This is a genomic window from Pseudomonas sp. 05N434 (assembly GCF_056396965.1).
On record NZ_JBFTMK010000048.1, the window covers coordinates 1 to 14,692 of the forward strand.

A 14,692-nucleotide genomic window follows, 5' to 3' on the forward strand; every position below is an offset into this window, starting at 1 on the left:
GCGATTATCCAGATAACGACTATCGAGGCCGCGGTCTTCTGCATTTGACACATTATGAAACCTACAGGAGATGTGCAAATGCTATTGGCGTAAGAATCGATGCAACACCATTATTGGCTGAAACCGATGTCTATGCGATCGTTGCGTCGGGTAGCTGGTTCTGGAAGCAGAATAATATTGGAACTATTGCAGATAATGCTTCGTTAGATATTGATTTGAAAATTAAGAAGGTGACAAAGGTAATTAATACCGGGCTTGATCAGCTTGCTCTTAGGAATACCTATAGCAAAGAGATCATGGTCTTAATAGATAGCGATTTTGGTGGGTGTGCTGGATGATATTTCAGAACGTTATGCGCGTATTTTTTGCTGTTGTTCTTTTGGTTGCTCCTTACGCTTTCGCGTGCGATGCGCCTAAAGATTTGACTTATTCGCCGTTTTCGGTAGATGGAGGCTTTATTGTTGTTAGCCCGATTCCAGTGCTTGAGGATGAGGGTAAGCAGAATCCGGAGATGGGGCTTGGCATAAGTTTTCTGAACTGTTCCACCGGTATGCTGAAACTAGTCGCGCGTTTGCCTTATGTTGCGGATCCAGGCGAAGTTCGAGATGTTTTTACTGAGCCAGTAGCGAGTGGTGAGAATGAGCTATTCGTCATTCATAGTGCACCGATTCATGCGTTTACTGGAGTAAGTTACGGAAGTGACTACTTCAGTGTTATGGTTTTTCATAAGGTGGGTGAGGATTACTCTGCTGATAAGGAGTTAACAGGCTACTTTGGAAGTGGAGCCGACGTTTTGTCTCCGGATGAGAATGAGGATAAGCGCATTTATACCTATCCATATAAGGCTCGAGATGTAATTGTTAGTCATTTGTCATCTAAAAACTACCGTAGCTGGGCGAGTGGTGGCTTGCTCGATCTGGTTGTAAATAGGAAGACATTTATATATTCGTTAATGTCTCCGGCGAGCGTCACAAAAATGTATTTGATTAAGGGGGATAAAGTGAAGCAGGAGGCTATTTCAGCTGGCTGGGTTTCAATTTTGTATACAACTGCTAAGAAGAAAGAAATTCGAGGGTGGGTGCCATGTGAAAGTGTCGATGGTTGCTAATGGTTTGGTAAAAGTCTCGATCATCTATTATGTTTAGATGCTTGATAATGCTAGAAAGTCGTACTTTGCTCTGTGCTTTATTTTGTCGGGGGTGAAGAGTGTGAAAAGGGGGGGTATTATCCCAATGCATCCACACCTGCTCATTATTTTTTTGGTTGCCTGTCTTGCGATCATGTGCCACAAGCGTTTGCTTATAAAGATGCGGCCTCAATAAAGGCATATGTAAAGAAGAATTTTAATACGCCATAACCCCTTACGAAGGGTGTGTTAAAAAACCACAAGGATGATTGGGATGAATCAGTTTGTAAGGCTCCTTATGGGTGCAATGTTTAGTGGCCTGCTAGGTTTGCCCACTGCGTTTGCGCAGGATGATTGCAGCGAGATCACCATAAGCGAGCAAATTGACAGGTGTTCTGATGTCGCGAAGAGCGCTGCCGATTCGCAGTTGAATACGAGTTATCACCAGCTTATGGCTCGACTCGAAGCGCAGTATCGAGCCGAACCCGACACGGGGGCGGCGTACACGGCGAAGGTCAAAGAAGCACAGCGCGTGTGGATAAAATTGCGCGATGCGAATTGCCCGCTCGAAGCGTTTGAGATTAAGCCTGGCACGTCCGCTTATGTGGCAACGGTGAACAATTGCATCGCAAGAATGAGCCGCGAGCGCACAGTCTTTCTGGACAGTATTGCGCCCGACATCGTCAGTGGTTCAACTGTTGGGCGAGGGTCAGACGTCTCGTGTCCATCCCAGAGCTTTGCTCAGTTTCTGCCGGCATTCTCCGCCAGTGCCGAGTCCCAGAAGCGCCTTACCGCACTGGCGGTGAAAATATTGGTGTTGAAGCGGACCTCGGACCCGGGTCGATTTGAACCGCAAATTACTGCGGAGACTGGCTCCAGTTTGACGTTTCCGTTGATGGCTGCGATGGAAGGCAAGACTGAAGGGGTTGAGATCGAAACAGTAGATGACACTCACATGAACGTTGTTGATAAACGGGCCGGTAACAGCAACATCAAGATTTTTAACTTTGCTAAAAAGTCGTGCTGGTCGCTCGTGGGGATTGAGGATTGGTCGATCAGCGAGAGGGAGCTTGTCGCACCCGATAGACCCGGAATGAGCCGCGCGGAGAACCTTTGTTATCAACGTGCTGAGGGCTTGGGTGGGTTGGGGTTTCTTGAACGATACCGTCTGACTGGGGAGTTGATTGAAGCGTCACTGGAAAACTATGTCTGTGCTGCAGAGTCGGGTGATCCACAGGCGAGTCTGTCGGCGGCAAGCTTAAGTCTTTCGCAGATGGCACCTCAGCTGGAAACCAGCAAGGTTGAGGCTTTGTTCAAAGCGGCATCGACGACAGCGAGCGGCGCGCTGGGTTATGCCACTTATTTTTGTAACGGTAATTCCACCGACTATAACGGCCCTTGCCTCCACCCCGAGCAGGCAGAAAGGGAAATTATTCGCGCGGTTTCCATGGGATCCACAGAGGCGATGAACTACTTGGGGTCTTCTTTTGAGAGTGGTGAATTGGGAACAAAGGATATGTCCCGGGCGTTGGCCTGTTATCAGATGTCAGCTGATAAAGGTAGCCCGGGGGGTAGCGACGGCGTGAAGCGTTTGGTTTCGCAAGGCTCAGACATAAAGGCCAGTCACTGCCTGTAAATTTCGCGGTGCAGGTATAAACGCTGAAGAAGGGGACTTTAAGTCCCCTTCGTACTTTTTTGCTACGCCTTCACCCGATGCTCCGCCGGATTCGGCGAATCAATGTGATCCAGCRCYCGCTCCACCAACAACTGCACSCCATCGGCCATTCTGCTGAGTGCCAGGGCGACTGAGCGGCGGGTGCCTTCGATGTCATCGGCCAGGTCGGCGGCGATGGCGCTGATGGACTTCAGGTCTTCGGAGGCGTTGGCCAGGAGGGCTTCGGTGTCGATGTCGGGGGAGACGGTGAAGAGTTTGCCTTTGCGCTTGGGTTTTTCATTGGGTGGTGGGGCGAAATGGTGGTCGAGGGCGCGTTCGGCGGCTTCGTGGAGTTTTCTGGAATCTAAGGATTCGTAGGGGGATGTGGCTGGGTTTTCTGGGGGATTCGGTGTTGGCTTGATCATTTGAGTAGTACCGATATTAGGAGCTAGCACCGTTTCGCTTGCACTTCGAATGAGGTGGCAGCTGTGTATAGGTGTGCAAGACCGGAATCGGCAAACCGGCAGACCCGAAGGTCTCCCACACACAGCCGCCATAACGATTCGGGAGCATAAGAAAACGCTCAATGAATAGCCATAACCGATTGTGTGCCGATTCCGGACTTGCACGTCCGAGTCACCGATTTTGCGGTGACGAACAGAGGTTATCGGTGAACGCCAAGGTCGCCTAGTTCACGGACAGCCCGGCGTTTTGAAGGAAATGTCCGAGTGGTTTGAGGGCATTAAGATCAAAAGATCGCAGCCTTCGGCAGCTCCTACAGGAATGTGTTTCTTTAGGTGTAGGTCGGGTCCCTCAGAATGAAGTGCAAAGCGTGACTTAGCGGTCATCATGCGGGAAAAGCGGTTCATCTTCTTCTAACACAACCCGACAGTGGCGTTCTGGCTTGGAGCCGCTACACTGCGTCGGCCGTTCATTTTTCTTTTGAGGCTGTGCGCATGAAATTTCGTTTTCTTCTGTGGATGCTGGGTTTGTTCATGGGTAAGGCCAGTCGGACTAATCCTGCGTTTCAGCAGCAGTTGGGTGACAAGGCGTTGGTGTTTCAGCTACAGACCCTGGACGGGAAGGTGGCGCGGCATTTCGTGGTGAAGGATCAGCGTATTACCAGCAAGTCCGGCGTGTATGCCGAGCCTGCGTTTGCGATTGCCTTTAAAGACGCGGCGTATGGCTTTGCCACGATGCAGGCGAAGAACAAGCAGTTGGCGTTTATGCAGGGGATTCAGGATAAGTCGATTCAGATCAAGGGCAACCCGGCGCTGGTGATCTGGTTTCAGGGGTTGACCAAGTATTTGAAGCCTAGGAAGGCGAAGGCTAAGGCCTGAGAACCTTGATCCAGTCAGGAGTGGAGGAGGCTTTTGTGGCGAGGGAGCTTGCTCCCGCTGGGCTGCGAAGCGGCCCTAAAGCCTGAGACTTCGGTTGTATCTGACACACTGCGGCGGCTGGGTTGCGACTGCTGCGCAGTCGAGCGGGAGCAAGCTCCCTCGCCACAGGGGTTGGTGTATTTCAGTCAGACCGAGGTGGATTCATCGCGGGCAAGCCCGCTCCCACAGGGATTACCTGAGTCCTGTGGGAGCGTGGCTTGGTCCGGGCGGCGATCCGACGATGCTTTTAGGCCTGGCTAAATTGCGAAGCCAATTCGCGCAGCAGCACTTCAGCTTCAAGCACTTTGCTGACCACATCGTTGGCTTTGTCGCGAGTCAGCCCCACACGCTCCAGCAAGGCATCCGGAATGTCTTCATCCGGCCCCGAGCCAATCCCGCGACTACGCAGCAAACGCACGGCCAAACATACGAGGTTCGGGTACTCGGCGTAGTCGCCGTCGTAGCTTGGGTCGTGCTGGAAGCGCAGGGCGGTGGCCAGTTCTTCGGGCATGTCCCAGTAGCGCATCAGCCATGAGCCGATCTGTTCGCGGCTGATGCCCAGCAGGTGTTGCTCGACGTAGCTGTGGCACAGATGCGGGTTGACCTCCAGGTGGCGGCAGATCAGCGAGAAGTGCGGCGGGAAGACGTGGGCCAGCAGCAGGTAGCCGAAGTTGTGCAGCAGGCCGGCGAGGTAGGTCAGGCCGGCTTCCGGGCGCTGGGCGCGGGGCATGGCGCGGGTCAGGCCTTCGATGACGGCGGCGGTGTAGATCGATTGCTGCCAGTACGGCGTGGTGTGTTGCGGGTGGTCTTTGGGCAGGCTCAGGGTTTTACCCAGGGCCAGGCCCAGCGCCAGGTTGATCACCAGGTCGAAACCCAGCACGCGGACGATGGCGTCTTCCACTGAACGAATCTTGCCCGGCGAGGCGTAGTACGGCGACGCCGCCCAGCTGACGACTTGGGCGGCCAGGGCTGGGTCGGTTTCGACCACGCCGGTGATGTCGTCGATGGTGGCGTTGGGGTCGACCCGCAGTTTGATGATTTTCTGCGCGGTTTCGGCCAGTGGCGGAATTTCGATGGTCGCTTCCAGGCGTTGCTGAATGCGCCGCGCGGTGAACGCTTGCACGGCCTGGGTGATTTCCTCGCGGTCATCGTCGGGACGGTCGAGGTTCGGGCGGATGCTGTGCACGGCTTCGCCGAAGTTGCCGGCGCTGGCCTTGGTCAGCATGGTTTTGAAATCTTCGCTGGTGATTTCCAGCAGCACGCCCGGCTCGCCCGAGTTGATCAGCAACTTCGGTTCGCGCAGCAGGCTTTCTTCATACAGGCACGGTGAGCTGGTGAGCGCCGGCAGGCCGGGCAGCAGGCTCAGGCTGTGTTTGCCGAGCATTTTTACCAGGCGTTCGGTGGATACGGCGGTCAACCGGCGGCCGGTGAGTTCGGCGAGGCGGTTGAGGTCGAGCAATTGACTTTGCGGAAACAGCACCATGAGCGCGCCGACGGCATCGTCCAGCAAAACCGCCTGCACTTTGCGTGAGGCGTTCAGGCCGTGATGGTCGAGGACTTCCTGGTAGGCGATGCCCAGTTTGCCGAGCAGCAGCCGAATAACAGACGGAGCGTGCGGGGTTTCAGGGGCGAGGGCAGCTTCTGTCATGGTCTGTATCCGTTTTCAAACAATTGCAGGAGTATAACCAGCTTGTTTAAGGCCAGGGTCCAGAAACTGCGACAGTGCTCACACTTGGCCGTATTGCTGCCCATGGCGTAGCCAGCGGTCGAGCAGCGGGCTGACGTGATCCGGCCAGCGCTCGAGCAAGGCTTGGGCGGCGTCGCGCACGGCGGGCAGTAAATCGGCATCGCGCATCAGGTCCGCGACCTTGAATTGCAGCAGGCCGGTCTGGCGTGTGCCGAGCATTTCGCCGGGGCCGCGCAGTTCGAGGTCTTTTTCGGCGATGACAAAACCGTCGTTGGTTTCGCGCATGATGCCCAGCCGCTGACGGCCGATCTGCGACAGCGGTGGATGGTAGAGCAGCACGCAATGGCTGACGGCGCTGCCCCGGCCGACGCGGCCACGCAACTGGTGCAATTGTGCGAGGCCAAGGCGTTCGGGGTTTTCGATGATCATCAGGCTGGCGTTGGGCACGTCCACGCCAACTTCGATCACGGTGGTGGCGACCAGCAGTTGCAGGTTGCCGGCCTTGAATTCGGCCATGACGGCAGCTTTTTCGGCGGGCTTCATGCGGCCGTGGATCAGGCCGACCTTCAACTCGCCGAGGGCGGCGGTGAGGTCTTCGTGTGTGGTTTCGGCGGCCTGGCAGGTCAGCTCTTCCGACTCTTCGATCAGCGTGCACACCCAATAGGCCTGACGGCCCTCGGCACAAGCGCCGCGCACCCGTTCGATCACTTCGACGCGCCGGGTGTCGGTGACCAGCACCGTATTCACCGGGGTGCGGCCGGGGGGCAGTTCGTCGAGGATCGAGGTGTCGAGGTCGGCGTAGGCGCTCATGGCCAGCGTCCGCGGGATCGGCGTGGCGGTCATGATCAGCTGGTGCGGACACATCCGCCCGCCGACGCCTTTCTGCCGCAATGCCAGGCGCTGCTGCACGCCGAAGCGGTGCTGTTCGTCGATGATCGCCAGTGCCAGGTTCTTGAATTGCACTTCGTCCTGAAACAGCGCGTGGGTGCCGACCACCATCGGTGCTCCGCCCGCGATCTGCTCCAGCGCGGCCACGCGGTTTTTGCCCTTGAGCTTGCCCGCCAGCCACGCAACTTCGATGCCCAGCGGTTCGAGCCAGCGCTTGAAGGTGATGAAGTGCTGCTCGGCGAGAATCTCTGTAGGCGCCATCAGTGCGACCTGATAACCCGCTTCCAGCGCCTGAAGCGCGGCGAGGGCGGCGACCACGGTTTTGCCCGCGCCCACGTCGCCCTGAATCAAGCGCAGCATCGGTTCGTGCTGGCTGAGGTCGTAAGCGATTTCGTTGCCGACCCGTTGCTGGGCGCCGGTCGGGGTGAAGCCGAGGTTAGCCAGATACTGTTGTGGCAGTTTCGTGGCTTTGGGCATGGCCGGCGCGCGCAGGGCACGCATGCTCTCGCGCAGGCGCTGCTGGGACAGTTGATGGGTCAGCAGCTCTTCAAAGGCCAAGCGGTGCTGGGCCCAGTGATGACCGAGGGCGAGCTCATCGACGTCAGCATCGGCGGGCGGGTGATGCAGGTAGCGGATCGCATCGGCCAGTGGCGCCAGTTGATAGTCCCGGGCCAGTTCGGTCGGCAGCCAGTCGGGCAAGCTGCTGGGGCCGAGCAGGGTCAGGGTTTGCATGCACAGCTGGCGCAAGCGCTGCTGAGTCAGGCCTTCGGTGAGCGGGTAGACCGGGGTCAGGGTTTCATCCACTGGCGGCGGCTCATCGCCGGTGATGGCGCGATATTCCGGGTGGTAGATCTCCAGCCCCGACGCACCGGGCCGGGCTTCGCCGTAGCAGCGAATCCGCGTGCCGCGTTTGAGGCCTTCTTTCTGGGCGTTGCTGAAATGGTAGAAGCGCAGGCTGAGCCCGCCGGTGCCGTCCTGCAGACGGACAACCAGGCTACGGCGCCGGCCCATGACCACGTCGGCGCCGCTGACGGTGCCTTCGATCACCGCGTCTTGCCCGGGTCGCAAATGGCCGATCGGGACCACGCGGGTGCGGTCCTGATAGCGCAACGGCAGGTGGAACAGCACGTCCTGGAGATTCTCCAGACCGACCTTGGCCAGTTTCTCGGCCATGGCTTCGCCGACACCCTTGAGTGCCGTCACCGACACTTGCGACAACTCGGTCATGACAGCGACTTAACCGGCCACCACCGGCGCTGGCGGCTTGGCCACCGAGCACAGGCGAATGGAGTCGGCGAGGATTTCAATCGCCTTGGGCCGTGGGAAGCTCGCGCGCCAGGCGATGGCTACGGTGCGGAATGGCACCGGCGCACTCAATGGACGCACTTCGATCACGCCGGGGGCGTAGTGGTGGCTGTCCACCGCCGACAGCGGCAGGATCGAAATGCCCAGGCCAGAGGCGACCATGTGGCGGATGGTTTCCAGCGAGCTGGATTCCACGGTGGTGTGCTTGGCGCCGTCGTTGCCTTTGGCCAGGGTCGGGCAGGCTTCCAGCACTTGATCGCGGAAGCAGTGGCCTTCGCCGAGCAGCAGCAGGCTCTTGTCGTTGAGCAGGGCGGCGTCGATGGATTCTTTTTGCGTCCACGGGTGCTGGGCCGGCATCAGGACGTAGAACGGCTCGTCGTAGAGCTGCAACGTCAGTACATCGGCTTCGTTGAACGGCAGGGCGATGATGATCGCGTCGAGCTCGCCGTTGCGCAGTTTGTCGCGCAGCACGTGGGTGAAGTTTTCTTCGATGTACAACGGCATCTGCGGGGCGACCCGGTGCAGTTGTGGAATCAGGTGCGGGAACAGGTACGGGCCGACGGTGTAGATCGCGCCAACTTTCAGCGGTGCAGTCAGCTGGTTCTTGCCGGCCTGGGCCAGTTCGCGGATGCCTTGGGCCTGTTCCAGGACTTTTTGCGCCTGGGCGACAATGCCTTCACCGACCGGGGTCAGGCGCACGGCGCTCTTGCTGCGCTCGAAAATCAGCACACCGAGTTCGTCTTCAAGCTTTTTCACGCCCACCGACAGGGTCGGCTGGCTGACGTGGCAACGCTCGGCCGCGTGACCGAAGTGCTGCTCTTGGGCGAGGGTAACGATGTAGCGTAATTCTGTGAGAGTCATAGCAAGCGTCCATGAAGTTGCGGGCCAAGCATACCGGCTGCAATCGATAGACGCACGTTATCAGACTGAGTGTGCTAAGTGACACTGGGCAATGCAGGTTTGCCGTTTCCAGATATGCAAAAAGGCACCTTTCGATGCCTTTTATAGGTTTTGTAACCGCCGAAGAACCTGTGGGAGCGGCGGTGTTTTTAGCGTCGGCGTTCCAGCGAGTAAACAAACGGTGCAACGATTTCGATGGTGCCGTTGTTCAGCATGTCGGCTGGTGGCTTGGGCAGCGGTTGGGCGCGGCGGATCATTTCCAGGGTAGCCCGGTCCAGATCGGCGTTGCCGGAGCGGCCCACCAGTTCGAACGACAGCACGTTACCTTCGGCATCCACCACAAAGCGCAGACGGTTCAAACCTTCCTTGCCGCGTTGCTGTGCGCTGGCCGGGTACTTTTTGTACTTGGCCAGGTGCGCGAGCAGGGTGCCTTGCCAACTGGCCTTGGCGGCTTGTTGCGCGGGCGATGGACCGGGAGCCGGCTGAGCGGACTTCTCCGTCGGCGCCTGGGTTGGCTGCGTGTCGCTAGGCTTCTCCTCGGAAGGCTTTTCCTTCGGTGGCTCCGGCTTTTTCTCCACAGGCTTGGGCGGTTGCGGCTTCGGCTTGGGTTTGACCGGCTTGGGCACGGCAATCTCGGCCTTCGGCGCTTCAGCGAGTTTCGGAATCGGTAGTTCTTCCACCGGCGCCGGCGGCTGTGGCGGCGTGATCACCTTCGGCGGTGCGGGCGGTGGCGGGGCCGGCATCGGCGCCAGCTCGACCATCATCGCTTGCGGCGGCAGCTCGATCGGCGGGCGCGAGGTCCAGTTCAGCGCGAGCGCAATGGCCAGCGCATGGACGCCCAGCACCACGGCCAGGCTACCGCTGTAACGCGTCAGCTTTTGGCGCGTGTTGATCATTTTTTGGCTGCCGTCTCGAGTCCGACCAGACCGACCTTCAGGTAGCCGGCGGCGCGCAGGGCGTCCATCACGCTCATCAGGTCGCCGTAGTCCACGCCTTTGTCGGCCTGGAAGAAGATCGTCGTGTCTTTCTTGCCCTGGGTCTTGGCGTCGAGTGTGGCGCCGAGGGCTTCGGTCTTCACTTCGTCTTCGCCGAGGAACAGGCGCTGGTCAGCTTTGACGCTGAGGAACACCGGCTTCTCTGGTCGCGGCGCCGGTTTGGCGGTGGAGGCGGGCAGGTCGACCTTGATGTCCACGGTGGCCAGCGGCGCCGCCACCATGAAGATGATCAACAGCACCAGCATCACGTCGATGAACGGCGTGACGTTGATTTCGTGGTTCTCGGCCAGATCGTCGTCTGCGCCTTCTTTCAAATGCAGGCCCATGGCCGATTACCCCACTTTCACCATGTGCGGTTGCGAGCTGCGCTCGGGCGGCTGGTGGTCGAGGTCGCGGCTGACCAGCAGCAGGACTTCCGCCGAGGCGTCGGACACTTGTGCCTTGTAACCGGCAATGGAGCGGGCGAAGACGTTGTAGATGACCACCGCAGGAATCGCTGCAACCAGACCCAGCGCGGTCGCCAGCAGGGCTTCGGCGATGCCGGGGGCCACGACGGCGAGGTTGGTGGTCTGGGTTTTGGCGATGCCGATGAAGCTGTTCATGATGCCCCATACGGTACCGAACAGGCCGACGAACGGCGCGRTGGAACCGATGGTGGCCAGCACGCCGGTGCCGCTGCTCATGTTGCGACCGCAGGCTGCGACGAGGCGCTCGAGGCGGAAGCTCACGCGTTCCTTGATGCCTTCCTTCTCGCGGCTGTTGGCCGACAAGCGCATTTCTTCCAGCGCGTCGTGGACCAGCAGGTTGGCCAGGGTGCCTTCCTTGGCCGCCGTGGTGCTGGCTTCCTTAAGGGTGGCGGCTTTTTTCAGATGAGCGATTTCAGCGCGCAGACGACGCTTGGCGCCCATCAGCTCGAAGCCCTTGGCGATCCAGATGGTCCAGGTGATGATCGAGGCGATGGCCAGGCCGATCATCACGATTTTCACGATAATATCGGCGTTCTTGTACATGCCCCATGGCGACAGGTCGTGGGCCATGCCCAGGGAGTTGTCGGCTTCGAGAGCTTGCGGCATGTCCGCGGCGTCTACGGCCTGGACCGGATCGGTCGCGACAGGTGCGGTTTGAACGGCTGGTGTTTGAGTAGCCGCAGGCTGTGTGGCCGGCGCTTGCGCATCGGCGAATGCGGCGGTCGGCGCCAGCATCAGGCTGAGCAGCAGGGCGGCTACCGCGCTCCAGGCGCGAGGTCGTTTGGTTGGCGAAGCGGAGAGTTGATTGCGTGTCATGCTGGCCGGACCTGAGAGGAAAAGACGGTAAGTGTTCTTCCAGGCCTCGTAAGGCCGAGAACAAAAGTGGCTGGCATTATTGCAATTAATTCTTGTTAACAAAAGTAATAGCGTCTCTTTTTTTCTTCCATTGCTAGCTGCTTATCCATTTCGGGCGCTAGTCTGTACCTTTCTTGAGGGAGTCTTCTGATGTCCGCGCCTTCTGTTTTGATCGCCGGCTGCGGTGATGTCGGCAGCCGTCTGGCTACGCAATTGCTGGCAGGGCACTGGCAGGTTTATGGCCTGCGCCGCAATGTGTCGCGCTTGCCGGCCGGAGTGGTTGGTGTTGCGGGTGACCTGTTCAGCGCGCAATGCCCGGCTGACTGGCCGACCACGCCACTGGACTATCTGGTGTACAGCGCCGCTGCCACCGACCACGACGAGGCGGGCTATCGCGTCGCCTATGTCGAAGGCTTGCAGCATGTGCTGGGGTGGTTGAAACAACATGGCCAGCAGCCAAAGCGCATTCTGTTTGTCTCCAGCAGCAGTGTTTACGGTCAGCAGGACGGTGAGTGGGTCGATGAAACCTCGCCGACGGTGGCGGGCGGTTATTCGGGGCGTTTGATGCTGGAAGCCGAGCAAGTGGCGCGTGATAGCGGCATCCCGGCCAGCATCGTGCGTCTGACCGGTATTTATGGTCCGGGTCGAGAGTGGCTACTGACTCAGGTTCGTCGCGGTTATCGCGTGGCGATCGATCCCCCGCTGTACGCCAATCGCATTCACGTCGACGACGCGGCGGGGTTGCTGGCGTTCCTGCTTGAGGCGGATCGGCGTGGAGTGGCGCTGGATGATGCCTATATAGGTGTCGATGATGCGCCTGCGCCAATGGCAGAGGTGGTGGGCTGGTTGCGTGAGTATCTGGGCGTGACCGAATGGGCCGATGATGCCAGTGTGCGTCGTGCCGGCAGCAAGCGCTGCAGCAATGCTCGGGCGAAGGCGTTGGGCTGGGCGCCGAAGTATTCGAGTTTCCGCGAGGGCTATGCCGCGATTCTTGAAGGCCGCTGCTGACTTCCGGTCACCTCAAACCAAATGTGGGAGCAGGCTTGCTCGCGAAGGGGACATAACATTCAACATCATCGTTGATTGTTACACCGCTTTCGCGAGCAAGCCCGCTCCCACATGGGTTCTGCGTTGGCCTCAGGGCCGGCTTACTGCTTTTCGAGCAACCACTTGCGATCACCCGGTGTGAACGAAGGCATCTCGTCCGCCAGTGCAGTGTTCACCGTCTGGAAAATCTCCAGTTCTTTGCCCTTGCGCGCAAAGATCCAGGTATTGCCCTGGCCATTCAACTGCAGCCAGATGTTGTCGTTGCCGCCGCTCATCGACGCGCAATCGCCCGCCAGGCACAGGGCATAGCGATCTGCACCGGGCAGACCGGCGACCTGACCGTCTGCCTGGAACTGGACGGTGCTGCCTTCGCCCGGGCCGCTGAGGATTTTCCAGCTGCCGCCCATGTAAGCCGAATACAGCGCGCGCTCGAAACTAGCGCCAATAGGCGCTCCTTCCGGAACCTGGACCGATGCACGGTCGAAGACTTGCTCGGGCTCGTTGTCGTTGGCAGCCTGGTTCAGTCGCTTGCCATCACGCTTCAACTCGCTGGCGGAGCTGCCATAAAAGTCGACATTCCAGGCGCCGGACTTTTCGCCCAGCAGCTTGCCTTCGACGTTTTCAAAACCATTGGTGTAGCGGGCCTGACCGGCCCTGGTGTTGACGTTCCATTCCAGATTCGGGCCATAGGCCTGGAGCGCTTCACGCAGGGGGCCGCCTTTGGATGCGGCATCGATCGCCACCTGGTTGATCCAGGTGCCGCTGATATCACGGTCGGCAGGGTTGCTGGCACATCCGCCCAAGAGTAGGGCGACCAGCGAGAGAGCTAGCGCGTGGCGCATGGTGGAATCCTTTCAGAACCCTTTGTACAAGATCAGTCGGCGCAGCCTCGCAAGGCTGCGCCAGACACATTACTCGATGACCAGAATGGCATCCATTTCAACCTGCGAACCCTTTGGCAGGGCTGCAACGCCGATGGCGGCGCGGGCTGGGTAAGGCTGGTCGAAGTACTTGCCCATGATCTCGTTGACCTTGGCGAAGTGGCTCAGGTCGGTGAGGAAAATGTTCAGTTTGACGATGTCTTTAAACGAACCACCGGCGGCTTCAGCCACGGCTTTGAGGTTCTCGAACACCTGGACGGTCTGGGCTTCGAAGCCTTCGACCAGTTCCATGGTTTTTGGGTCCAGAGGAATCTGACCCGACATGTACACGGTGTTGCCAGCCTTGATCGCCTGGGAGTAAGTACCGATGGCGGCCGGGGCCTTGTCGCTGTTGATAACGGTCTTGGTCATGTATGACTCCTTGTGAAGGGTGGGCTACGCGCGCATGCGGGTGATGCGGATGACCCCGGTCAGGGCGCGCAGTTTCTTGATCACGCGGGCCAGGTGCACGCGGTCGTGCACGCTGACCACCAGTTGGACCACGCTGATACGACCGTCGCGTTCGTCCATGCTGATTTTTTCGATATTGCCGTCGGCCGCGTTGACGCTGCTGGCCAGCAAGGCGATCAGGCCGCGCTGGTGTTCCAGTTCGACGCGCAGCTCGACGTTGAATTCGCCGGTGACATCCTTGGCCCACGAGAGCTGGATGCATTTTTCCGGGTTGTGGCGGATTTCGCTGATGTTGCGGCAGTTGTCCAGGTGCACCACCATCCCTTTGCCGGCGGACAGATGGCCAACGATCGGGTCGCCAGGGATCGGCGTGCAGCACTTGGCGTAACTGAGCACCAGGCCTTCGGTACCGCGAATGGCCAGCGGACCTTCCGGGCTTGGCAGCTGTTCGCCTTCGCCGAGCAGGCGGCGGGCGACTACGTAAGCCATGCGATTGCCCAGTCCGATGTCTTCGAGCAGGTCTTCGATCAGTTCCAGGCGATATTCGTGGAGCATCAACTGCACACGCTCGGCCGGGACTTTTTCCAGCGAGCTGTCGAAACCGTTGAGCACCTTGTTCAGCAGGCGTTCGCCGAGGCTGATGGATTCGGAGCGGCGTTGCAGCTTAAGCGCATGGCGGATGTGGGTCCGCGCCTTGCCGGTGACCACGAAGTTGAGCCATGCCGGGTTCGGCCGTGCGCCGGGGGCGCTGACGATCTCGACCGTGGAGCCGCTTTGCAGCGGTTCGGACAGCGGCGCGAGACGACGGTTGATCCGGCAGGCAATGCAGCTGTTGCCCACGTCGGTGTGTACCGCGTAAGCGAAGTCGACCGCCGTGGAGCCTTTTGGAAGTTCCATGATCCGGCCCTTGGGCGTGAACACGTAGACCTCGTCCGGGAACAGGTCGATCTTCACGCTCTCGATGAATTCCAGCGAGTTGCCGGCCCGTTGCTGCATCTCCAGCACGCCTTTGACCCACTGGCGGGCGCGGGCATGAGTGCCTTTGGGCTGTTCGTCGC

At 59.1% G+C, this 14,692-nt stretch carries 14 protein-coding genes and 1 pseudogene; 5 read left to right on the top strand and 10 right to left on the bottom strand.

Features of this window, described 5'->3' with window-relative positions; translation table 11 throughout:
- From AC1DLB_RS05445 to AC1DLB_RS05455, 3 genes and pseudogenes are all read left to right on the top strand, one after another.
- Window positions 1-338, top strand: a pseudogene (locus AC1DLB_RS05445) (hypothetical protein); the annotation flags it as partial.
- Window positions 335-1,108: a hypothetical protein gene (locus AC1DLB_RS05450; RefSeq protein WP_477743561.1), complete on the top strand. Its 774-nt coding sequence runs from the start codon at window positions 335-337 to the stop codon at window positions 1,106-1,108. The pseudogene AC1DLB_RS05445 and the gene AC1DLB_RS05450, both read left to right, overlap by 4 nt.
- Window positions 1,109-1,400: 292 nt before the next feature.
- Window positions 1,401-2,762 (top strand): lysozyme inhibitor LprI family protein, encoded by a 1,362-nt coding sequence (locus AC1DLB_RS05455; protein WP_477743562.1) that lies wholly within the window; start codon window positions 1,401-1,403, stop codon window positions 2,760-2,762.
- Between the two features lie 62 nt (window positions 2,763-2,824).
- Here AC1DLB_RS05455 and AC1DLB_RS05460 read toward each other — a convergent pair whose 3' ends face one another.
- The gene (locus AC1DLB_RS05460; protein ID WP_477784704.1) at window positions 2,825-3,205 is read right to left on the bottom strand and encodes a DUF6124 family protein; all 381 of its coding nucleotides are present in this window, start codon (window positions 3,203-3,205) and stop codon (window positions 2,825-2,827) included.
- A gap of 531 nt (window positions 3,206-3,736) precedes the next feature.
- On the opposite strand from AC1DLB_RS05460, the gene AC1DLB_RS05465 reads away from it, so the two are divergent.
- Complete coding sequence (locus tag AC1DLB_RS05465) at window positions 3,737-4,120, top strand: helicase (RefSeq protein WP_477743564.1); 384 nt, start codon at window positions 3,737-3,739, stop codon at window positions 4,118-4,120.
- Window positions 4,121-4,406: 286 nt separating this feature from the next.
- Here AC1DLB_RS05465 and AC1DLB_RS05470 read toward each other — a convergent pair whose 3' ends face one another.
- From AC1DLB_RS05470 to exbB, 6 genes are all read right to left on the bottom strand, one after another.
- Window positions 4,407-5,807 carry an aminoacyl-tRNA deacylase and HDOD domain-containing protein gene (locus AC1DLB_RS05470; protein WP_064621108.1) on the bottom strand — a complete coding sequence of 467 codons (1,401 nt, stop codon included), beginning with the start codon at window positions 5,805-5,807 and terminating at the stop codon, window positions 4,407-4,409.
- A 78-nt stretch (window positions 5,808-5,885) separates the two neighbouring features.
- A complete protein-coding gene (gene recG / locus AC1DLB_RS05475) occupies window positions 5,886-7,961 on the bottom strand; it encodes an ATP-dependent DNA helicase RecG (protein WP_018927475.1) in 2,076 nt (691 codons plus the stop codon).
- 9 nt (window positions 7,962-7,970) lie between these two features.
- Window positions 7,971-8,900 (bottom strand): hydrogen peroxide-inducible genes activator, encoded by a 930-nt coding sequence (locus tag AC1DLB_RS05480; protein ID WP_008007618.1) that lies wholly within the window; start codon window positions 8,898-8,900, stop codon window positions 7,971-7,973.
- A gap of 188 nt (window positions 8,901-9,088) precedes the next feature.
- Window positions 9,089-9,835, bottom strand: coding sequence for an energy transducer TonB family protein (locus AC1DLB_RS05485; RefSeq protein ID WP_018927476.1), 747 nt, complete (start codon window positions 9,833-9,835; stop codon window positions 9,089-9,091).
- Entirely contained in the window at window positions 9,832-10,260 is a 429-nt protein-coding gene (exbD, locus tag AC1DLB_RS05490; RefSeq protein ID WP_007934588.1) for a TonB system transport protein ExbD, read from the bottom strand. Before exbD ends, AC1DLB_RS05485 begins: the two co-directional genes overlap by 4 nt.
- Before the next feature lie 6 nt (window positions 10,261-10,266).
- Window positions 10,267-11,217, bottom strand: a complete 951-nt coding sequence (gene exbB, locus AC1DLB_RS05495; protein WP_477784705.1) for a tonB-system energizer ExbB — start codon at window positions 11,215-11,217, stop codon at window positions 10,267-10,269.
- Between the two features lie 189 nt (window positions 11,218-11,406).
- Between exbB and AC1DLB_RS05500 the strand changes: the two genes are divergently transcribed.
- Window positions 11,407-12,264, top strand: coding sequence for an SDR family oxidoreductase (locus tag AC1DLB_RS05500; RefSeq protein WP_477743565.1), 858 nt, complete (start codon window positions 11,407-11,409; stop codon window positions 12,262-12,264).
- 140 nt (window positions 12,265-12,404) lie between these two features.
- On the opposite strand, the gene AC1DLB_RS05505 is transcribed toward AC1DLB_RS05500, so the two are convergent.
- The 3 genes from AC1DLB_RS05505 to AC1DLB_RS05515 form a co-directional block, all read right to left on the bottom strand.
- The gene (locus AC1DLB_RS05505) at window positions 12,405-13,145 is read right to left on the bottom strand and encodes a hypothetical protein (protein ID WP_018927479.1); all 741 of its coding nucleotides are present in this window, start codon (window positions 13,143-13,145) and stop codon (window positions 12,405-12,407) included.
- Between the two features lie 69 nt (window positions 13,146-13,214).
- The gene (locus AC1DLB_RS05510; protein WP_003177257.1) at window positions 13,215-13,595 is read right to left on the bottom strand and encodes a RidA family protein; all 381 of its coding nucleotides are present in this window, start codon (window positions 13,593-13,595) and stop codon (window positions 13,215-13,217) included.
- 24 nt (window positions 13,596-13,619) lie between these two features.
- A partial coding sequence (locus AC1DLB_RS05515) for a TGS domain-containing protein (protein WP_477784706.1) occupies window positions 13,620-14,692 on the bottom strand: 1,073 nt, incomplete at its 5' end.

Coding starts and splice junctions, on each gene's coding strand:
- AC1DLB_RS05450 (WP_477743561.1), top strand. CDS start 335: ATGATATTTCAGAACGTTATGCGCGTATTTTTTGCTGTTGTTCTTTTG.
- AC1DLB_RS05455 (WP_477743562.1), top strand. CDS start 1,401: ATGAATCAGTTTGTAAGGCTCCTTATGGGTGCAATGTTTAGTGGCCTG.
- AC1DLB_RS05465 (WP_477743564.1), top strand. CDS start 3,737: ATGAAATTTCGTTTTCTTCTGTGGATGCTGGGTTTGTTCATGGGTAAG.
- AC1DLB_RS05470 (WP_064621108.1), bottom strand. CDS start 5,807: ATGACAGAAGCTGCCCTCGCCCCTGAAACCCCGCACGCTCCGTCTGTT.
- recG (WP_018927475.1), bottom strand. CDS start 7,961: ATGACCGAGTTGTCGCAAGTGTCGGTGACGGCACTCAAGGGTGTCGGC.
- AC1DLB_RS05480 (WP_008007618.1), bottom strand. CDS start 8,900: ATGACTCTCACAGAATTACGCTACATCGTTACCCTCGCCCAAGAGCAG.
- AC1DLB_RS05485 (WP_018927476.1), bottom strand. CDS start 9,835: ATGATCAACACGCGCCAAAAGCTGACGCGTTACAGCGGTAGCCTGGCC.
- exbD (WP_007934588.1), bottom strand. CDS start 10,260: ATGGGCCTGCATTTGAAAGAAGGCGCAGACGACGATCTGGCCGAGAAC.
- AC1DLB_RS05500 (WP_477743565.1), top strand. CDS start 11,407: ATGTCCGCGCCTTCTGTTTTGATCGCCGGCTGCGGTGATGTCGGCAGC.
- AC1DLB_RS05505 (WP_018927479.1), bottom strand. CDS start 13,145: ATGCGCCACGCGCTAGCTCTCTCGCTGGTCGCCCTACTCTTGGGCGGA.
- AC1DLB_RS05510 (WP_003177257.1), bottom strand. CDS start 13,595: ATGACCAAGACCGTTATCAACAGCGACAAGGCCCCGGCCGCCATCGGT.